18 protein-coding genes and 2 pseudogenes are annotated in these 18,538 nt (G+C 61.0%); 7 read left to right on the top strand and 13 right to left on the bottom strand.

What is annotated here, in order from left to right; translation table 11 throughout:
• Positions 1 to 14 precede the first annotated feature (14 nt).
• Together KRR38_RS33540 and KRR38_RS33535 are read right to left on the bottom strand one after the other, a co-directional pair.
• Positions 15 to 203, bottom strand: coding sequence for a hypothetical protein (locus tag KRR38_RS33540; RefSeq protein ID WP_217407864.1), 189 nt, complete (start codon positions 201 to 203; stop codon positions 15 to 17).
• Positions 204 to 759: 556 nt separating this feature from the next.
• A complete protein-coding gene (locus tag KRR38_RS33535; protein ID WP_217408101.1) occupies positions 760 to 1,917 on the bottom strand; it encodes an IS110 family transposase in 1,158 nt (385 codons plus the stop codon).
• Positions 1,918 to 2,218: 301 nt separating this feature from the next.
• Between KRR38_RS33535 and KRR38_RS33530 the strand changes: the two genes are divergently transcribed.
• Entirely contained in the window at positions 2,219 to 2,938 is a 720-nt protein-coding gene (locus KRR38_RS33530; RefSeq protein ID WP_217408100.1) for a PAS domain-containing protein, read from the top strand.
• 21 nt (positions 2,939 to 2,959) lie between these two features.
• Positions 2,960 to 5,173, top strand: coding sequence for an ATP-binding protein (locus KRR38_RS33525; RefSeq protein WP_217408099.1), 2,214 nt, complete (start codon positions 2,960 to 2,962; stop codon positions 5,171 to 5,173).
• Positions 5,174 to 5,540: 367 nt separating this feature from the next.
• On the opposite strand, the gene KRR38_RS33520 is transcribed toward KRR38_RS33525, so the two are convergent.
• The 4 genes from KRR38_RS33520 to KRR38_RS33505 are packed head-to-tail and all read right to left on the bottom strand — an operon-like array spanning position 5,541 to position 7,179.
• Positions 5,541 to 5,960 carry a hypothetical protein gene (locus KRR38_RS33520; RefSeq protein WP_217408098.1) on the bottom strand — a complete coding sequence of 140 codons (420 nt, stop codon included), beginning with the start codon at positions 5,958 to 5,960 and terminating at the stop codon, positions 5,541 to 5,543.
• Between the two features lie 12 nt (positions 5,961 to 5,972).
• Positions 5,973 to 6,380: a hypothetical protein gene (locus tag KRR38_RS33515; RefSeq protein ID WP_217408097.1), complete on the bottom strand. Its 408-nt coding sequence runs from the start codon at positions 6,378 to 6,380 to the stop codon at positions 5,973 to 5,975.
• Between the two features lie 16 nt (positions 6,381 to 6,396).
• Positions 6,397 to 6,699 (bottom strand): hypothetical protein, encoded by a 303-nt coding sequence (locus KRR38_RS33510; RefSeq protein ID WP_217408096.1) that lies wholly within the window; start codon positions 6,697 to 6,699, stop codon positions 6,397 to 6,399.
• Positions 6,700 to 6,744: 45 nt separating this feature from the next.
• Positions 6,745 to 7,179 (bottom strand): hypothetical protein, encoded by a 435-nt coding sequence (locus tag KRR38_RS33505; protein ID WP_217408095.1) that lies wholly within the window; start codon positions 7,177 to 7,179, stop codon positions 6,745 to 6,747.
• 1,861 nt (positions 7,180 to 9,040) lie between these two features.
• On the opposite strand from KRR38_RS33505, the gene KRR38_RS33500 reads away from it, so the two are divergent.
• Positions 9,041 to 9,307 carry a DUF6429 family protein gene (locus KRR38_RS33500; RefSeq protein WP_217408094.1) on the top strand — a complete coding sequence of 89 codons (267 nt, stop codon included), beginning with the start codon at positions 9,041 to 9,043 and terminating at the stop codon, positions 9,305 to 9,307.
• On the opposite strand, the gene KRR38_RS33495 is transcribed toward KRR38_RS33500, so the two are convergent.
• From KRR38_RS33495 to KRR38_RS33485, 3 genes are all read right to left on the bottom strand, one after another.
• Positions 9,298 to 10,935: an IS66 family transposase gene (locus KRR38_RS33495; protein ID WP_217408093.1), complete on the bottom strand. Its 1,638-nt coding sequence runs from the start codon at positions 10,933 to 10,935 to the stop codon at positions 9,298 to 9,300. The genes KRR38_RS33500 and KRR38_RS33495 overlap by 10 nt on opposite strands.
• A gap of 72 nt (positions 10,936 to 11,007) precedes the next feature.
• Positions 11,008 to 11,349 (bottom strand): IS66 family insertion sequence element accessory protein TnpB, encoded by a 342-nt coding sequence (tnpB, locus tag KRR38_RS33490; protein ID WP_217408092.1) that lies wholly within the window; start codon positions 11,347 to 11,349, stop codon positions 11,008 to 11,010.
• Positions 11,346 to 11,714 carry a transposase gene (locus KRR38_RS33485; protein ID WP_217408091.1) on the bottom strand — a complete coding sequence of 123 codons (369 nt, stop codon included), beginning with the start codon at positions 11,712 to 11,714 and terminating at the stop codon, positions 11,346 to 11,348. The genes tnpB and KRR38_RS33485 overlap by 4 nt, the downstream gene beginning before the upstream one ends.
• Positions 11,715 to 12,423: 709 nt before the next feature.
• Here KRR38_RS33485 and KRR38_RS33480 point away from each other — a divergent pair.
• The 4 genes and pseudogenes from KRR38_RS33480 (at position 12,424) to KRR38_RS38110 (ending at position 15,172) form a co-directional block, all read left to right on the top strand.
• Complete coding sequence (locus tag KRR38_RS33480; RefSeq protein ID WP_217408090.1) at positions 12,424 to 13,026, top strand: PEPxxWA-CTERM sorting domain-containing protein; 603 nt, start codon at positions 12,424 to 12,426, stop codon at positions 13,024 to 13,026.
• Between the two features lie 269 nt (positions 13,027 to 13,295).
• Positions 13,296 to 13,463 carry a hypothetical protein gene (locus KRR38_RS33475; RefSeq protein WP_217408089.1) on the top strand — a complete coding sequence of 56 codons (168 nt, stop codon included), beginning with the start codon at positions 13,296 to 13,298 and terminating at the stop codon, positions 13,461 to 13,463.
• Positions 13,464 to 13,617: 154 nt separating this feature from the next.
• Positions 13,618 to 14,056, top strand: a pseudogene (locus KRR38_RS33470) (transposase); the annotation flags it as partial.
• 618 nt (positions 14,057 to 14,674) lie between these two features.
• On the top strand, positions 14,675 to 15,172 hold the full coding sequence (locus KRR38_RS38110; RefSeq protein WP_217408088.1) for a TonB family protein: 498 nt from the start codon (positions 14,675 to 14,677) through the stop codon (positions 15,170 to 15,172).
• Positions 15,173 to 15,517: 345 nt separating this feature from the next.
• On the opposite strand, the gene KRR38_RS33460 is transcribed toward KRR38_RS38110, so the two are convergent.
• The 4 genes and pseudogenes from KRR38_RS33460 to KRR38_RS33445 form a co-directional block, all read right to left on the bottom strand.
• Positions 15,518 to 16,864: a pilus assembly protein TadG-related protein gene (locus KRR38_RS33460; RefSeq protein WP_217408087.1), complete on the bottom strand. Its 1,347-nt coding sequence runs from the start codon at positions 16,862 to 16,864 to the stop codon at positions 15,518 to 15,520.
• Positions 16,865 to 16,881: 17 nt separating this feature from the next.
• Positions 16,882 to 17,286 carry a TadE/TadG family type IV pilus assembly protein gene (locus tag KRR38_RS33455; RefSeq protein WP_217408086.1) on the bottom strand — a complete coding sequence of 135 codons (405 nt, stop codon included), beginning with the start codon at positions 17,284 to 17,286 and terminating at the stop codon, positions 16,882 to 16,884.
• Entirely contained in the window at positions 17,283 to 17,744 is a 462-nt protein-coding gene (locus tag KRR38_RS33450; RefSeq protein WP_217408085.1) for a TadE/TadG family type IV pilus assembly protein, read from the bottom strand. The genes KRR38_RS33455 and KRR38_RS33450 overlap by 4 nt, the downstream gene beginning before the upstream one ends.
• Before the next feature lie 311 nt (positions 17,745 to 18,055).
• Positions 18,056 to 18,475: pseudogene (locus tag KRR38_RS33445) on the bottom strand (integrase core domain-containing protein); the annotation flags it as partial.
• Positions 18,476 to 18,538: the final 63 nt, after the last annotated feature.

The following is an 18,538-nucleotide window of genomic DNA, read 5'->3' as shown; positions in this document are numbered from 1 at the left end:
CAAAAATGGGAATCCTAAGAGGCCACACAACCTAGAAGCTGAAGTCTGATCGAGCGCCCGGCGAGATACTCGCGGGCATTGAGATAGCCCTCCTTGTCCAGCTGAATGCTGACCTGCTTTATGTTCCTGTAGGCGCCGCTTTTTGCGAGCTCGAACGCCCGTTCGACGGCATTCTGGGGCAATCCTGATTTCGCGTCCGTCACCGTCCCGATCCGCAATCTCATTTGCGAGGACAAATGCCCTTGGCGAGATCGCACCTCGCCAAGGGCACCGAATGCCAGGGTCGCTATCAAACTGGCGTCATCAACATAACAGACATCTCCAACGTAACGACATTGGGAAATCCTAACGTCGCGATGCTTAGCGGTGAGATGCGATCAGCATGTTGGGGCGAGGAAGTTAGGGATACCACCCCCCTCATGGCAGCTTAGCCGGCGACACCTGACCTTCCGAAAGAACGGCCGCTCACATGACGAGGACGTCGGTCAAGGTTTAACTTGGTGACAGCATTGGTCGTCTCCTTGGCGATCGGATCCAGGCTTTGCCCGTTGCATGACGCGGATCGACGGATCGACCCATATCCAGCTCACATGCGGTCGCCGTCCGGAACGGCTGCACCATTATCCCGCTTGCGGCGGGCACGGGCTCAGGAGGGCGAGACCAGTCTTTCAGGCGGCATTTGAAGCCAACAGCCGTTTCGGTTCGCCTCCTGGATCCACGAAGCTGATCGGGCTCCGGGGATGGGTGGAAGGTGCCGGGTCAAGCTGCCTTCATAATGGCTCCTTCGATGACCACGCCAGCGGTCGCATACTTCCACAGGGCGATCAGGAGCTTGCGAGCAAGCGCGACGATTGCCGGCTTTTTGTGCCGACCACCGTTGTGTTGCACGCGCTCCTGGAACCAGCGCGCCAGTGCAGAGTCCGGCTGATAGCGGACCCAGAGCCATGACAGCTCCACCATGGTCGTTCGAAGCCTGGCGTTGCCAGCCTTGGAGACGCCCTGCTCGTGTCTGATCGAACCGCTTTGCCAGGGCGTGGGTGCCAGTCCAGCATAGGCTGCCAGCTGACGCCGATTATCAAAATGGCGAAACAGCCCCTCAGAATAAAGGATTATCGCGAACTCGGGTCCGATACCTTTAAGGTTGAGGAGCATCGCCGCGGGCGTATTGTCCGCCTGTGCAGCGATGAGCAAAGCGCGTTCGTCCTCGACGGCTTTGATCTGTTCGATGATCAGCTCGAGACGATCGAGTTCTCGATCAATCTGCGACCTGACATGAGCCGCGAGAACGCGTCCATCGCCTGTTCTGAGGTCTGAGAGGCGACCTCTGCGATCCCGACGGAGCGGCTCATATCCGGTGATGCCTTGGGTGAAGAGCAAACCTTTGATCCGGTTGATATGCTGGGTGCGCTCGATGATCAGCACCTGGCGCTCGCGGCAGATGCGACGCCGATCTTCCTCCTCGACGCTGGGTGGCCTGACCATCGCGCAGACGCGTGGTTCGCCTCGCTTGTAGGCGAGCAAGGCACGGACCAACGCTTCGCCCTCGATCTTGTCCGTCTTCGCGCGTCGGCGTCGGCGGGATGTCGCGATCGACGCCGGGTCAACGACATGGCTCTCGATACCTTCGCTTTCCAGGACCCGGTGGATCCAGAAACCATCGAGACCGGCCTCCTGGATGACAATGAAGCCGAACTCCTGTCCGGTTCGCGCCTGCGCCTTCGCACGAAGCTGGGCGAAGCGCTCCAATAACCCGGCAACATCGCCGGCGCGCACAACGTGCTTCGACATCCGCTCGCCGGCGCCCGGCGACAAAGACGTGATCAGCCACGTTGATTTAGACAGTTCCATCGAAACGAAGATCGCGCCAAGATCTATACGGATAGCGGCGGGCGCATGGGGTCGATCTGCTGCAAGCATGGTTGCCTCCACGGAGTTAGGGGTCAGCAACCGAACTCTGCCAGAGTGTCAGCCGCTATCCACCCTCGCCATGGGATCTTTTGCGGGAAGTCCTTCGGCGGCTTCTATAGCGCACTAGAAGTTGGCGCCAACTTAGAGCAAATCATCATCTACCCTTACATGTGCCGGTAGCGAGGATGCCCCGAAGGATTCTGAATGTCGCAGGGCTTTGCAGCACGAACATCTGAAAGATTGCTCGTTGCCATGCTTTTTCCAGCCCTCGGCTGTTCGAGCGGCCAGAGCCAAGCTAAGGGTGCAATCCATGGAGCGCGCAGCAACTGAAGTACCCATCGGCGGCCTTGTCGGCGGCGGCCAGGCGGGCGACTTGATTCGTGCCAAGGATTGGGCGTCGACGCCCCTTGGCCCGATCACGGATTGGCCCATCGAACTTAAGGCCAACGTCCAGACGGTGCTTTCCTCGCCGGTACCGATGGTTGTTATCTGGGGCGCTGACGGCATTCTCATTTACAACGATGGCTATGCTCAGGTGTGCGGGCCGCGCCATCCCGCATCGCTCGGCGGCAAGCTGCTGGACGTCTGGCCGGAAGCGCGCGCCTTCAACGCCAGAGTCATCGCGGCGGGCCTCGCAGGAGAGTCGCTCAGCTTCCACGCCCAGGAGCTGGAGCTGTGGCGGCACGCTCGCCCCGAGCAGGTCTTCATGGACCTCGAGTACATGCCGATCCGCGACGACCGGGGCACTCCGATCGGCAGCTTGGCCATGGTGTTCGACATCACCGAACGCGTAGTGGCCGAACGTCGGCTTGCGAAAAGCGAGGAGTTATACCGCTTCCTTGATGAGCTCGGCCAGGCGGTCGCTGGACTTGACGACTCCGATAACATTTTGGCGGTGACGACGAACCTGGTTGCAGCGCACCTAGGAATCTCAAACTGCGCCTACGCCGACATGGATGAGGATCAGGACGGTTTCACCATTCGGGGCAACTGGCACGCACGGGGATCGCCTTCCATTCTGGGTCATTAAAGTCTCGCCGATTTTGGCAAGATGGCTGTTCGGGAACTCGGCGTTGGCAGGCCGCTCATCATCAACGACAATCTGGCAGAAATCGCGCCGGAGGAAGCCAAGACCTTTCAGGACATCGGCATTGCCGCGACCATTTGCATGCCGCTGATTAAGAACGGGCGTCTTGCCGCGCTGATGGCGATCCACGAAAAGGCGCCGCACCACTGGAGCGATTACGAGCTCCACCTCATTCGCGAAGTCACCGCTCGCTCCTGGGCTCATGTCGAGCGGGTCGGAGCCCAAGCGAACCTGCGCGCCCGCGAAGAGCAGCTGCGTCTCGCGATCGAGGCTGGCGAGATCGGCCAGTGGGACGTCGATGTGATCGCTGGCACCTTGTTCTGGCCGCCTCGGGTAAAAGCCATGTTCGGGATTTCGCCTGACGTGCAAGTCACGATGGATGATTTCTATGCGGGACTGCACCCGGAGGATTTTGCCGCGACGGCCGCTGCGTATGCTTCGGCGACGGATCCGGTCCGTAGAGCCGTCTACGATGTCGAGTATCGCACGGTCGGGAAGGAAGACGGCTTGGTGCGGTGGGTCGCCGCCAAAGGCCGCGGCTTGTTCCAGGGCGAGGTCTGCTACCGCGTCATCGGCACGGCGATCGACATCACGGCGCGCAAAGCGACCGAGCAGTCGCTGCGCGAATTAAACGAGAACCTCGAGCAGCGCATTTCCGAGGGATTGGCCGAGCGCAAGCTGCTGACGGACGTCGTCGACAACACGACGGCAATCATCCTGGTCGCGGACAAGGAGTTCCGCTGGCTAGCTGTGAACAAAGCCGCGGCCATGGCCTTTGAGGATCTGTACGGAACGCGGCCGCAGGTCGGTGCCTCGATGCTCGATGCCCTCGCCGACCTGCCCGAGGAGCGTGAGCACGTGCGGCAGACCTGGGCACGTGCGTTCGGCGGCGAAGAATTTAGCCTTGTCGAAGAGTTCGGAGATCCAGGCCGCAAGCGCCGCGCGTTTCAGATAACCTTCAACACGCTGCGCAGCGCTGCGGGCGAGCAGATCGGCGCTTTCCAGATAGTTCATGACGTGACCGAGCGGATGGAGGAGCAGCGGCGTCTCGCCGAAGCCGAAGAGCAATTGCGCCAAGCGCAAAAGGTGGAGGCGCTCGGCAAACTCACCGGCGGCGTCGCCCACGACTTCAACAACCTTCTCACCCCGATTCTCGGCGCGCTCGATCTGCTCGCCCGCAATCAAGTCGGCGACGAGCGCCAGCGCCGGCTGATCGCAGGCGCCATGCAGTCGGCGGAACGGGCCGCCACGCTCGTGCAGCGGCTACTTGCGTTCGCGCGCCGCCAGCCTCTTCAGCCGACCGCCATAGACGTGCGGGCGCTCGTCTTGGGAATGAAGGAACTCGTGGCGAGTACGACAGGTCCGCAGATCCAGGTCGTCATGGATGTCGCGGATGGCCTGATGCCAGCCCGTGCGGACACAAACCAGGTCGAAATGGCCTTGCTGAACCTTTGCGTTAACGCGCGAGATGCGATGCCGGAGGGCGGCACGCTTCGGATAAGCGCTGATGTGCGTAAGGTCGAAGATTATCAAACCGGCGATATGAAGCCCGGTGAATTCGTGGTTATTTCGGTCGCAGATACCGGTTCCGGCATGGACGCCGAGACAGCTGCGCGTGCAATCGAGCCGTTCTTTTCAACAAAGGGGATCGGACGCGGGACAGGCCTCGGATTGTCGATGGTGCACGGGCTCGCACAGCAGCTGGGCGGCGACATGCGAATTTTCAGTCGCGTGGGATATGGCACCAATGTCGAGCTTTGGTTGCCTGCCGCCGAAGAGCCGCCGGCCGGTGCGTCGGATGATGCCGCAGCGGAGGTGACCGGATGCGGGCACCGCGGATTGGCTCTGCTGGTCGATGATGAAGATTTCGTGCGAATGAGCACTGCCGACATGCTCGAGGAAGCAGGGTTTGAGGTGGCCGAGGCCTCTTCAGCCGCGGAGGGGCTGCGTCTGCTTGCGGACTTGGACGACGTCGCGGTCCTCGTTACCGACCATCTTATGCCTGGGATGGACGGCACCCGGCTTGCCAGGCTGGCGCGGCAGGACCGACCGACCCTGCCCTGTCTAATTATTTCGGGCTACGCCGACGTCGAGGGTGTAGCGCCGGACCTGCCCCGGCTAACAAAGCCCTTCAGAGCGACAGATTTGGCCGAAGCACTGAGCGCGCTTGGCGTGTGAAGGCGGACTGGTCGGCATGCGCTACGTCGATTTCCGTGCAGTGGCGCAGCGGAACGGGCTGCTTACAACCCCGCTTGTCACTCACCCATCTGGCAAAGAGCGGGCGGCGACAGCGGGGACGTGAGCAGCGCGCATGAATCAACGCTCTGATTGCCAAGACTATCCTGTCCGCGCGCGAAAGCTTTCTCCCACAGCGGGCCGTCGGCTCCCACCAGACAGGGTGTTCGCAAATGGCCGTTTTCAGGGAAGCCACTGCGGATTGAATGGCACGATAGTCGGCGATGTCGGCAAACTAAAAGTTCCCAAAGGTGGCGCAATCTGTGAATGACACGGCAAATACATATTCTGCGATGGAGCGGTAACGCGGCTATTGGTCGGACTTGGCATGAGAACCGGCCGCTGCGACGGCCGGCTGTTGGCGGCAGTCTTCGGCGGGATTTCCAGGCTTCTTCTTCCCGCCGAATATCTTGCCTACCATCCGGCCGGCATGGTCGGCGACGACCCCGCCTACCGCAGCGCCGATCGGGCCGGCTACAGCGCCGCCGGCAATAGCGCCACCGGTATTCGCGGCGGCGCCGCCGGCATCCTTGGCCAGGCTCGACTTTTTATCGCCCTCGCCATTCGTCCGGGGAACGCAAGTCTCGGCGCTGCGCTGGTCCTCACCGGCCGGATAGGCGTCCGAGCGTTCAAGCGCCTCGACGTCGGCTTCATTGGCTTCGGGAGTTGCCTGGGCGAAGGCTGGCGCCGAAACGACGAGGCCGAGCGCGGCGAGGAAAATGCGGGACATCGCGGGCGCGCCTTACTTGCCGCTGACGCTGGTCTGCCGATCGATCACCGGCTTTTCGCCGCGTTCCTTGTAGATCGACATCGAGCGCGAGCGGACCTGGCCGTCCTTCCGGACGTGGGTATTGGTCATCGAACGGGCGCGCTCGTCATCGTCGCGCGCAGTCGCAACCGAACGCTGATGGGCGTTGTTGTCGTTGAACTTGGCGCGCGAGTCGGTCGTGGCGGCACCACCGTTGGTCGCGGCCGCATCGGCGCCGCCGCTCACCTCGACGCTGTCCGGCGTGCTGCTGCCGCCGCCGCGTGTGCTGGCCGAGACGTCGCCGGTGGTCGGCGTGCTCGAAGAGCTTTGCGCGGTTTGCTGTGCATAGCCTGCACCGGACATGACAAGGGTGGCCGCCGCGAGGGCAGGAAGCAGTTTCATCATCTTTCTCCTGAAGTCAGGGGCGCTCGTCGATCACGATACGGCACCCGGTTTCGTCACGATCGATCCGCACCGATCGGCGCGAACCGTCGCTGGTGCTAGAGCTGGAACTCGAACTCGTGCCGGAACCGCGGCTGCTGGACTGCGCGTTCACGGAACTGCGGGCAGCACCGTTCGGTTCGCCGTGCGATGTCGAAATGGCAGTAGCGGTATTGCCGGGGTCGATCACCGTTGATTGTACAACACGGCCGTCGGGCAGATAATGCACCTGATGGCATTGAGGGGCTGTTGCTGCTGCCAGGATGGTAAGCACGATCATCGTCGGAGGGTCGGGGCGACCTCAAGGGCCGCCCCTCTTCCACACTTACCGCTTCGGGTTGGTCGAGGTGGCGCTCGAGTCGCCATAGACCTCGCCGCTCGAGCCGTTGCGGTCGGTCGAACCATAGGCGTCGATCGACGTGCCTGAGGCCTGCGAACCGGTGCCCGCAGCGCTACCGCCCGCTGTCACCGCGCCCGTAGCATGCTGGCGGTCGGTATAGACCGAGCCCGAACCATAGGTAGAAGCCGAGTTGGCCGCGGCGGTGCGGTCAGGCTGCTGATCCTGCCTGTCGGCGCCGTGACGACGATGCTTCGCGCGGTCCTGCTTGTCGGGCTTGCTGGCCGTACCCGCCGTCGCGCCACCCGCCACGGAGCCTTCGGGGCTCGACGCCGCGGCACCGCCGCCGACAGTCGACTGGGACATCGCAGAAGTTGAGGCGAGGCCCAGCGCAATCACGGATCCAAGGATCAGCTTCTTCATGACAATCTCTCCAAATAGGGCTGCTGTTGCGCAGCTGTGAGAGATAAGATTTGGCAGACCATAAGGTTCGACGGCTGGTCCGGGGAATCCATCCCTTCATCGCTAACTTAAAAAAGTTAGGATTTCGAAAGTGCGGTCGAGGCGGGCAAGCAGTTTGCTGTAAAGCAGTAGGCGCTGCCAACCCGCACGTTACGAAAGCCGAGATTGCGTCGCGTCTAGTGACAACGTCCGCGTCGTCATCGAAAACGATGCGATTAACCTCCCTGGAACTTCTCAAGGCGAGGCGCGTCGCCATATGGCAGTCGAAATGCTGGCGCGGCGCGGAGCGCCGCGGGTGTTGCGGCATTAAGGCGGCTGTTTCAGTCAAATGCTGAGGTGAGCATGCTGTTCATCGTCATCTTGCGCTAATCCTCGCCATCTCGGGCCTGAGGCTTGCGCATGAGGGGTATTTTGGGAAGGACGACGACTACCTCGACACCCCTTCCTCAGAGGTGCTCGCTGCTTATCGTCGCAGATAACGATCGGCTACCCGATGCGTTACGCCAATATCGCAAGTGCTCACTCGACCCGTACGATTAACATAAGCCGGCGTGAAGCCGCGCCGATGGCTCCGCTGAGGTCCTAAAAACCCGCGGTCCGGCGTTGAAAGCACCTCCGCCGTCCACCCTTGGCTGCTGGCGACGTGGGGGCGCTCACTTCCGGCGTTGAGCGGCTCACTTTGAGACGGTCAGGGAGCCGCTGGATTCGTTTTTAGGGGTTGGCGGGCGTGGTCGCCCCGTGCTTATCCGTGTCGGCGTCGTCCAACGGGGCGACGAGCGCTCAACCTCGCCCCGCCGCTGTGCCCATGTTACCAATATAGCGGCGGGGGTCTTGTGTTTGAGAATGCAAAAATCCCGTGGATCGCTCCGGGCGGGACTTCTGTTGCGGCCGATAAGGCGTACTTGCGCGATACCGTCTGGCGGCGGCGCATGGCGGCGCCGGCAAAGCCGATTCCCATGATCATGAGCGCCCAGGTGGGGGCTCAGGTACGGCGGCCACTTCGAACGCATCCGTGCCGGAGCTGAACCTGGCGGACGTGATGTACTCGCCGCCCGAAGCCTTGAACTGGACATACTGCGAGAACTGCTGATTGCCGTCCGTCACAGCGAAGTTAAGACCTGCGCAGTGTAGTTCAGCGTGTTGCCAGGTTCGTCGTGAGCGTCAGCACGTTGTAGGTATCAGACGATCCCCACAGGAAGCTCAGGTAATTAAGCGGCTTGGTGAAGGTGATGGTCGATGGATTGCCGGAGGTCGGCCCAGCCGCAAGGAACTGGTTCTGGTAGACGCCGCCTTCGGAAAGTCTGCGAATGGCAGATCCTGGGTGTAGATCTGGTAGCCCACGCGAATGCCCAGGGAGGCGATGGGAGTGAAGGCCTGGCCGTTGGTGCCAAGGGTGCCGATGACGGTCGCGTGCGCGTCCGGTGCGGCCAGAAGGGACAGCGCCAGGCAGCGCTGGATACAAGGGCAATTTTCATACAACACCTCTCATGAGTTATTTGCATACAGTGCGGCGATCGCTGGAACGGCTGTGCTTTTCGAAAAATTGACTAATTGCTTTGTAGGGATTTGTGCGTCTCAGTTTACCTGAACGAACGTATTCTCGTCGAGGGGCCCAGCGGGCAACGCGGAGAAGTGAATAAAACCTTCGCCGAAGCGATGGTTCAGGATTTACCATCGATTCTTTTATGCGCGCTGCGGGGAATGAGAGCAGGCGCGTCGACGACGTAACTTCGGCGGTCGCAGTTGACACCGTAGCCATCCGGCGAAGGCCGCAGGATAGGATGAGCGGTGCTATATCAGTTCCCGCGAAGGGAGCTGACGGATGGCCGAGCCTGAGATTGACACTGAGCTGATTGACGAGGCGGTGTTGGCACTACTGTTTCTTACACTGCACAAAGATCGGGCCTCGGAGCCGCTTTGGCGTGCGTGGAAGTCGTTCGACTGGAACGCGATGGGCCGCCTGCACGAGAAGGAGCTGATTTTCGATCCGGTTGGTCAGGCGAAGTCCGTCGTGTTGACGCACGAGGGACGGCGACGCTGCGAAGAGGCATATTATCGCCTCTTTGCCAGGCGGGATAATCAGGCCTGAGCGGCTACAGCGTTCCAGTTCCAGGGCAGCAGTTGGTCGAGCTGCCGGGCGGGATGCCCAGCGATGCGGGCGAGCACGTCTGCGAGCCAAGCCAGCGGATCGACATCGTTCAGGCGGGCGGTCTGGATCATCGTGTAGAGGACGGCGGCGCGCTGGCCGCCGCGATCAGAGCCGCAGAACAGCCAGGCCTTCCTTCCGAGCGGCACGCAGCGCAGAGCGCGTTCGGCGGCGTTGTTGGTCAGGCAGACCCGGCCGTCTTCAAGGAAGCAGGTGAAGGCGTCCCAGCGCCGGAGCATGTAGTTGATGGCCTTGGTGAGGTCGTGGTTGCGCGAGAGCCTGGCGAGCTGGGCGATGAGCCAGGCGTGCAGTTCGGCCATCAGAGGCGCGCTCAACTCGCGGCGCACAGCGAGGCGCTCGGCGACGTTCTTCCCATTGATGGCGCGCTCGACATCGAACAGGGCATCGATCCGCTGCACGGCCTCGAGCGCGATCGGGTAGATCATGCTTGCATGCTCGCCGCGGCTCTTCTTGCGGGCTGCGCTGGCAACGTCGGCCAGCTCGAAGAACTTGCGCCTCGCGTGGGCAAAGCAGCCGGCCTCGAGCACGGGCGCAGGCACGCGACCGGGAGCATATAGCTCGCCGTAACCGCCATAGGCGTCGGCCTGCAGGATCCCCGACCAGGACACGAGATGCGCTCGTGGATGCTCACCGCGCCGATCGCGAGAATAGTGGAACAGTGCCGCGGGCGGGTCGGCGCCGGCGAACGGCCGATCATCGCGCACGTAGACCCACAATCGGGCGGTATCGGTCTTCACCTTGGCCATGACCGGCACGGTGGTATCGTCGCCGTGCAATCGCTCGGCGGCGAGGACATGGGCCTCGATCAAGCGATAGAGCGGCATCAGCGCAAAGGCGGCGGCACCGACTTGGTCGGCAAGCGTCGAGGTGCTGAGCGGCACCCCCTCGCGGGCGAAGCGCTCAGCCTGTCGGTTCAAGGGCTGGTGCTGGCCGTACTTCTCGAACAGCAGCATGGCGAGGAAGCTCGGGCCCGCCCAGCCACGCGACACGACGTGGAAGGGTGCCGGCGGCTGTGTGATCGTCTCGCAGTCGCGACAGGAGAATTTCTCGCGCACGGTCTGGACGACCTTCCAGGCGCGCGGGATCACCTCGAGCGTCTCGGTGACGTCCTCGCCAAGCTTGGACAGCCTGCTGCCGCCGCAGGCCGGGCAAGAGCACGGCGCCGGCACGATGACCCGCTCGCGCGGCAGGTGTTCGGGAAACGGCTTCCGGGCTGGCCGCTTGCGTTCGAAGGCAGTCACGGTCGCGCTCTTCTCGGCCGCGACTTCGGCTGCAAGATCATCCTCGGCCGCGTCGGCCTCGAGCTCTTCGAGCTGCAGTTCCATCTGGTCGAGCAGCCGGCGGGTGCGCTCGGCGCTGGCGCCGAACTGCTCACGCTTCAGCTTCGCGATCTGCAGCTTGAGGTGCGCAATCACCGCCTCGGTCGCGCTCTCCCGAGCATGGGCATTGGCAAGCTTGGCCTCGGCCTCATTAGCCCGCTGGGTCGCGCTCGCCAGCAGCGCCTTGAGCGCTTCGATATCGTCAGGAAGGGGCGAAACGGCAGCTTCCACGAGCGCGATGGAATCACAGAAAAGCGCCCGGATGAAGCACAAAATGCGAGGGCAGAGAAGAAAATGCGCGCCCTATCCGGCGCTCTGCGGACGCCAGGAATACTGCGGGTTACGCCAGTCGATCCCGTCGAGCAGGCAGGCCAGTTGGGCGCTGGTCAGCGACACCATACCGTCCTTCGCCGAAGGCCACACGAACCGACCCTTCTCGAGCCGCTTGGCGTAGAGCGACATGCCGATCCCGTCGTGCCAGATTAGCTTCACCAGCGATCCGGCGCGCCCGCGGAACACGAACAGATCGCCGCCATGGGGATCGCGCTTGAGGCCCTGCTGGACCAGCAAAGCCAGGCCCTGCATCCCCTTGCGCATATCCGTATGCCCCATCGCAATCCACACCCGCGCGCCCGAAGGGATCATCGCAGCGCCTTCAACGCTGAGGCCACCAGAGCCGGCGAAGCCGAAGCAAAGATGCTGATCCGCTTGCCGCGCGCCAGATCGATGACGATCGCGGGCTGCAGGCCGGAAGGAGCGACGTCCACATCTTCGATCATCACAGCCGCGGCGAAACCGGGGGCCGCCAAATCGTCCGGTTCGGGCTCGGCATGAGCATCGCGCAGCTTACGCCGCCACGTGTAGACCAGCGCGGTCGACACATCACGTCGCCGTGCGACCTCGGCGACGCAGGCCCCGGGCGCGAAGGCCTCGTTCAGGATCTCCAGCCGTTCCTCGTCGCTCCAACGGCGACGCCGCTCCGGCCCGGAAAACACCGTGATCTGACCCATCGACCGCTCCAAAGCGCACTCTCAAGAGCACGCTTAAGACCGCTCGGTCACCTCATCGACAAGGCGGGACCCGCCGGATGGCTACTTGACACCAAAGGAGCGGCGTATTGCACGCGCCGGTCGCCACACTTTCTACCGTTCAACTCGATACGGCGGCAGTCACCTGATTTCTAGCGGCGCCTGCGTGTTTCAGCGAACATCTGCAACGGACTCGGTTGTGCCTTGTCCGGAAAAACTGCTGTGGAGGCTGGACGCAGCGCGGGCCGCTCTTAGCCGCCTGCGAACGACAGGCAAGCGCGCCCAATCCTAATACGATGACCAATGCGATCATACACATCACGAGTGTCATATGTCGAGCATCACAGGAGTAAGAGCGCAGTAGCAAACTGATAGTGCGGATCATCGGCCCCTTCCTTTGTGAGGCGCAGATTGACTTCCTGGCTGCGCACACCGATCGCGCTGATCGTGTTTTTGCAGCGTCGTGTCGAGGCCGCCTAACGCCTCTGCCGGCGCTGCGCTGAGTTCGACCGCGGCCTGCCGCCTCTCCGCAGGAAACACGTTTCGAAATGGGACAGCTGATCGATTATGGTGAACTGGGGCAACCAATCCGGCCATCAAGCGTTCACGTCGGGCGCCCCTCTTACGAGGTTTTTTGGCGCGGGTTGGAGACTGCCGGATTGATCCGAGCGCGGTTTCTAGGGAGGTACGTATGAAGTTCGCTGTTGTTTCGTCCGCTATGGCACTTTCTTTTTTATTGGGACCTGCGGCGCAGGCCACCGTAGTCGCGAGCCTTGGCACAAGTGGGTCACCCTTCGTCGCCATTGATGCATTGGGCGGGCGCTCGGGAGGCGCTATCTACAACTCCGATCAGCCTTTTGCTGATATCCCGAAGAGCGGCATCTTCAACAACCAGTTTCTTGCCGTTGGCAAGACCGCAGGAACTCCTTCGAGCATTAACTTCGCTTCTGCCCTTAGCTATTTGAGTTTCTTATGGGGGTCGCCGGACACATACAACGTCCTAACTCTCAACACCAACTTGGGGAATACACTCACTTACACGCCGCAGAGTCTGAACTTTGCAGTTACTGACGGCAATCAGGCATTTTCGCAGTACGTGCAGTTCGTGACCTCGGGCGGTGAACTGATCACATCAGCTAAGTTCGATGTGACCCCGCTGAACGACGCGTTTGAAGTCGCCAACTTCCGCACCGGCGTTCCAGAACCGGCCACGTGGACCCTTATAATCATGGGAATCGGTTTCGCTGGTGTAGCAATGCGCCGCCGCCAGACAGTCCTGCATATGTTTGCCTAACTTGGATCTCATGTGATCGAAGTCCTCCCAACATTAATTCGGACAGGGCTTCGATCGATGAGGGGAATACCGGTATTTTTTGTCAATACGTAAAGCTATCCTGACGATAGCATTCGATGAAGATCAGCCACGCTGGATTCAAAGTCGCAGCGGCGTTTCATCACCGTGAAGCGGGTGAGTTAGCGCGAAGCAGCCTTGCAATCTCAAGCTGACGTCCTCTCCCTCGCGCCCGCTCTTCCCGCGGTCACCCTCCGCAGGAAGAGCTTTTATTGCGGGTGATTCCGAACGGCCTCGATCCCACTTCGCAACCTGTTCAGGCGACGCCCGCGGCTTGCCTTGATTTGCGCATTGTCGCCCCGACGAAAGCGATGCTGACCACCATCGTCGTTCAGGTGTTTAGCGCCGGAACGGCATTAACGGCGATGTTTCGGGCGTAGTTGAGTTACCTTGATATCGTCGGTAACGCCCCGTCCATAGGTCGGTCCGCCGCCGAAATTTCCGTTGACGTGATTTCTCGGACGACCTCCGTACCGGCGTAGCTGTGCGATGATGTATCGTTGTAGGTTCACGGCTCGGTCGCTTCCAAGGCGGCTCACGACCAAAATCCGCGCGGTCGTCGATGGGCGAGGCCTCCCGATCCGGCTGCGACTTACCTCCGCGCAAGCCATCACGGCCAAACAGCCGACGACGTGCTCGACCATATCGGTAGCGGAACAATCGTGTTGGCGGACAAGGCATACCATGCCGACCGCACCTGTCTCTCCGCGAAAGGGGCGCGTTCGCCAACAGCCCTCCCAAAGCCAACCGGAGGTCGAGCCCTTACTTCAGCACTTGGCTCTGCCGCGAGCGAAAACCTGATCGAGCGCTTCTTCTTCAAGCTGCACTTTCGCCAGGTTGCCACCCGCTAAAAAAGCTGGCCGAGAACTTTCTCGTCATGATCCAACTGGCGTCCATGCGCTTATGGCGTCGGGCTCATGAGTCTCGGCCATGCAAGAACCGTCGACATCTAAGCCTTGGCCAGAAATGTTGATTTCCGCTGAGAGTTGGCCCGGGATTTCCATCGAGAAGTGACCCGGGTGAAGATATGCCCCGCGATGCGCGCGGTGGGTCAGGCCGGCGATTTTCCTTTTGTTTTTTTGGCGCTGCGGCGGCGGTGCTGGCCTGCGATTTCTGCGGCTACCCGTGCGGGAAGCCCAAGCCGGTCTCGCAGCGCCATGGAAGTTACGATCCTCGCCGCCGCGCTCGCCTTCATACTTGGCCGATGTCGCAACCTTGGCGATCTGATCCAGATTTGACAGGCCGAAAACTTCCCCGTTCGGATGTCAGACCGCGCCTCGTTTGAGCTTTACACACTAGGCCACGAAGCGAGTCACCGCGCTGGCCCTTCCGATGGAGTTCGTCACCGAACAGACGCGCCTGTCGCAGTAGCCATTAAGCGGACGGGAATTTGGCTGGGATTATGGAGAAAGCGACCGCGCCTCGCGCGCGCTGCTCCACTCAAAAGCTGCACGCGAGTTCAGTTCGGGATGGAGGTTGCAAAAAGCCAACATGACTCGACTCGCGGCGAGGAATCTAATCCCGGCTACGGCGCGATTGCGATTTATCAGCGCCATCTTCAGGTCCCGCGCCAGTTACAGAGGAGGGTGACATGCGATACTGGATGTGCAGTGGCCTAGCTGCTTTTCTTCTTCCGATTGCCGGCGCCGCAGTCGCAAGCGAATTGGTGGTGTCGCCTCCTGTAGGCAACGACGTGGGACAGTGGGCTACTTCGGTCTCTCGGCTACTCGACGGCACGCTTCGGTATCCTTACGTGGTTCGGGAGCCGACCCCGACGGGAGCGGTATCAGTAATATTTCGCATAGATGGCTTGGGGCAGCCTACCGACATAAGGATCATTCGCTATTCTGGAGAAGCGCGGCTAGATCGTGCGGCCTTTCTCGCCGTCCAGCGTATGAGGGGGCTTCCCCCTGTTCCCCAAGGGCTGAACAGAGATTGTTTAATGCAAGCCAACATCGTGTTTGCTCCGGACCAGAAGACAGCAAAGCGCGAGGAGGCAGCTATGCGTGCCGCGTTGAGCGAAAAGGGGCGAGATGTTGCTATAGGCGAGCAGCCGCTTGTAATTACCGTAAGATATAAATTGAGCTAGCCCTTCGTCGCGAAACGATCGGTGCTTTTAAACGCTGCAAGCATCCTCAGGCTACGATGGGAGATCATCAAGCGCCATTATGGCATAAAAGCGCTCAACGCAATTTCCGACGACCGCGGTCACCCAAAAAATCAGGCAATTTTTTCAAAACCACTTAAAGATGCCGCAGTTTTCATTTTCTCGCTGCCCAAATATATTGCGACAATGTCGCGTTTTACAAGTGGCGCAGTTATTTAAAGATCGAGATTGCGAGGCGGCCCGAGAACTCGCTGACCTTGTTGACGATTTGTCTAAACTTTGCGGTCTGCGGCCATAAGGTCGTGGGCCGTACTTTATTTAGGTCTGTCAACTAACTAGCCGTACGGTATCAAGCGACCACTTAGGGCCGCCGCCCGGCGGTGTGCAGGTGTTCGTTATGTCGGAATCGCCGGTGAACGTGATCCTACGGCTCACGAGCTGGATGCAATTTACCGCCATTCCCGCTGTGCCCGCGAATGTCAGCGTGTCGGCGGGGAAATAGAAGGCGCCCGAGAAGCTCGAACTGGAGTTGCCGTTAACCATGCAGCACTGGTTGCTCGCAGAGGCCCGTCGATCGCGGTACATGACGATCCCAGCATAGGTGCCGGTGGTAGCCGCAGATATGTTCACTTGTGCGCCGCCATTGATGCTCATCGTGGCATGGCTGCTGCCGTTGTTCGGCGTAGTGCTGGTGAGTACGAAAGTGCAGCCGTTGCAGGTTAGGACAGCCTGCGAACCGATCTGGAGGCCGGCGTTATTTGCGCCGTTCGCCAGATAATAGGTGCCTGGATCAAGTATCAGGTTGCCTTGAACGCTTATCGTCCCATAGCATCCGGGACCGCCGATCGACCCGCCGCTCGCCGCCATGAGTTGCGCCGAGGTGGTGGTCGTTCCAGACGGGACCGATATGGTTCGCCAAGCGTTCCCGTTTTTGCATGCCGAGTTCGACACATCAGAACTGCTCGGATCAAGTGTGGTGCCACCTCCGAAGGGATCGGCGATCTGCGCGTGATTTGGCATTAAGACCGTGCCTTGCGCGTAGTTGGTCGAAGCCGGTACCCCGCCCATCGCAGCGATAGGTGAGGCCGTCACACTCGAGCTACCGCTGGCGATCGCGGCAGAGCCGCTTGTCGAGTTGGTGCCGACCCCGCAACCGAGATTGACCGTGGTGTTGCCTTGGAACGTGACGCCGGTGACGTTTCCGGTCTCAAGCGCGAGATAGCAGAATTTGCCCTCGGGCACGACGGCCGCCCGGGCCTCTGCAGCCACGCTGCTCGCACCCATGCCAAAAAGGCCCATTAACGGGGTTGCCTTGGTCGTGGTGAGCCGCACGTACATGCTTGATGTGAACGTGGCCGTGGCGGTGGTGTAAGGCCCGGGTGTGATCGTCGAACTCACGTTCGCCATCAGGTTGTTCTGCGTCAACGCATCGTTCGCCGCTGCTGTCGCGGCCGTGTTGCCTTGCGCCTGGAACAGCGAATAAGCGCCCGCCAGCGCCGCAGAATCCGCTTCGCGCTGCAGCTGCCGCTTCGTCAAGACCAGCTGGACCGAGTGAATGCCAATCCCTGCCCCGCCTACAACGATGGGAAGCGCCAGGCCTGCGGTCACAAGCACATTGCCGCGCACGTTGGCGAGCAGACGGCGCGCGAAGTGCAGATACCGCGTGAAGTCCATAGTGAGGCTCCGATCAGCTAGGAAACAGTGAAGGCCTTACGGCTTTCGGAAAGGGTAATGTTCTGCGTGCCCAGAACGTAGTTGACGCTAATGTTGTAGGTCATCGATATCGTCACGTAGTTGGGCGATGCGCCCGAGCTGAAGACGATGCTCGGCGTCCCGATGTTCGCAGGAATCAGCCCGAACCGGTTGTTCGTTATCCGTGTCTGGATGGCCGACGTGCTGGGCTTGGGCCAGGTCGTCGCATAGCGCGCAGCGTCCTCCACCGAGTTTCTGAGGCCCGATTGAGCCTGAAACAGGATGCCGAGCTGCACGACACCGAACAGGAGAGCAAAAAAGACCGGAGCAACGATTGCGAATTCCAACGCGGCAGCGCCGCCCCGGTCCTCCCCCAGTTGAGTGATTTTACCGCGCCGCGTCATTGGATTCGCACCGCGCCCGTAACCGAGATCGGGATGTTGCCGTTCGTGCTCTTGTACATCTGGTTCAGCGAATTCAGCACGAACGACGGGGTGAACGTGGTCGCGATCGAGACCTGCGTGTAGCGCGCGGTCTCCTGCCCGGAGGCGCAGGTTAGCGTCCAAGTCGTCACGGTGCCTGCGCACTTCAGAGTCTGTGTAACGGTGACGGCGCTTACGTCCACGCCAGCCTGATCCGCTGCCTGCGCCTGGATATCACTGAGGGCGACTGTCGGCCCACCCATCAGCGACATTTCGAGACTGCGGTTCACGGCCTGCTGGACCTTGATACCAGCCGCGAAATAGCGCGCCGTGTCGATGGTGCCCATCATCAGAGCAGCCATCAACGGCGCGATTAGCGCCATCTCGACGACAGCGGCCCCTTCGATAGCCGTCACCAATCCGCGAACAGAAGGTAGCATCAGAAAATCCTCACAATCGGGGATTAACTTAGGCCGCCGACATTAAGAAAAATTAAACACCGAGTCTTGATGCGCGACGGTCAAAACTTAATCATCGAACGACCGGATTTTCGTAAGGGTCGCCAGCGGAGGGCGCGGTTCTAAAATCAGCACGAACAGGAGTTCGCCGCAGGTTGCTCTTGTAGAAACGAACTCTTGCCCCAGTTTGGGGCACACATCGTCGCAATAGGATGACTAATGACGATTAACGCGCTTGACGTGACCCCTGGTTTCCACCAGCATGAGTTAGAGTCCAGCAGCTTTGTGCACTGCTACCCAACCTCGGACCGCTGGGGTCTAGAGTTTTGCGCCTGGCCCGTGTCCGGAGGGCTGGTTGCCCCGGTCGGGTTTGCCAGCATTATCGGGGGGATGTTCCCGATCGCGCTGTGCGGTCGCTCTTCGTTGTAGTGTCTACGCCAGCGGTCCAGTTTGTCGCAAGCATCTTCGAGCGACAGGAACCAGTGCGTGTTCACGCATTCGCTGCGCAGCTTGCTGTTGAACGCTTCGATGAACGCGTTGTCGGCGGGCTTGCCAGGGCGTGAGAAGTCGAGCGTCACGCCCCGCTGGTAAGCCCATAGATCCATGTCGCGCGAGACGAACTCGCTGCCATTGTCCACCCTGATCGTTCGCGGATAGCCGACCTCGCGGCAGGTTCGGTCGAGCGTCGTCACGACGTCCTCGCCGCGGTAGCTGAACGAAAAATCGCAAAACGAACTCCGGCGGAACATTTCTGCTCCGCCGATGTTCGTTGAGAT

It is taken from the genome of Novosphingobium sp. G106, assembly GCF_019075875.1.
Lineage (GTDB): Bacteria > Pseudomonadota > Alphaproteobacteria > Sphingomonadales > Sphingomonadaceae > Novosphingobium.
The sequence above is the reverse complement of the archived record's forward strand: the minus strand, read 5'-3'. Positions and strand labels throughout refer to the sequence as shown.

Coding starts and splice junctions, on each gene's coding strand:
- KRR38_RS33535 (WP_217408101.1), bottom strand. CDS start 1,917: ATGCTTGCAGCAGATCGACCCCATGCGCCCGCCGCTATCCGTATAGAT.
- KRR38_RS33530 (WP_217408100.1), top strand. CDS start 2,219: ATGGAGCGCGCAGCAACTGAAGTACCCATCGGCGGCCTTGTCGGCGGC.
- KRR38_RS33525 (WP_217408099.1), top strand. CDS start 2,960: ATGGCTGTTCGGGAACTCGGCGTTGGCAGGCCGCTCATCATCAACGAC.
- KRR38_RS33520 (WP_217408098.1), bottom strand. CDS start 5,960: ATGTCCCGCATTTTCCTCGCCGCGCTCGGCCTCGTCGTTTCGGCGCCA.
- KRR38_RS33515 (WP_217408097.1), bottom strand. CDS start 6,380: ATGAAACTGCTTCCTGCCCTCGCGGCGGCCACCCTTGTCATGTCCGGT.
- KRR38_RS33510 (WP_217408096.1), bottom strand. CDS start 6,699: ATGATCGTGCTTACCATCCTGGCAGCAGCAACAGCCCCTCAATGCCAT.
- KRR38_RS33505 (WP_217408095.1), bottom strand. CDS start 7,179: ATGAAGAAGCTGATCCTTGGATCCGTGATTGCGCTGGGCCTCGCCTCA.
- KRR38_RS33500 (WP_217408094.1), top strand. CDS start 9,041: ATGGCCGAGCCTGAGATTGACACTGAGCTGATTGACGAGGCGGTGTTG.
- tnpB (WP_217408092.1), bottom strand. CDS start 11,349: ATGATCCCTTCGGGCGCGCGGGTGTGGATTGCGATGGGGCATACGGAT.
- KRR38_RS33485 (WP_217408091.1), bottom strand. CDS start 11,714: ATGGGTCAGATCACGGTGTTTTCCGGGCCGGAGCGGCGTCGCCGTTGG.
- KRR38_RS33480 (WP_217408090.1), top strand. CDS start 12,424: ATGAAGTTCGCTGTTGTTTCGTCCGCTATGGCACTTTCTTTTTTATTG.
- KRR38_RS38110 (WP_217408088.1), top strand. CDS start 14,675: ATGCGATACTGGATGTGCAGTGGCCTAGCTGCTTTTCTTCTTCCGATT.
- KRR38_RS33460 (WP_217408087.1), bottom strand. CDS start 16,864: ATGGACTTCACGCGGTATCTGCACTTCGCGCGCCGTCTGCTCGCCAAC.
- KRR38_RS33455 (WP_217408086.1), bottom strand. CDS start 17,286: ATGACGCGGCGCGGTAAAATCACTCAACTGGGGGAGGACCGGGGCGGC.
- KRR38_RS33450 (WP_217408085.1), bottom strand. CDS start 17,744: ATGCTACCTTCTGTTCGCGGATTGGTGACGGCTATCGAAGGGGCCGCT.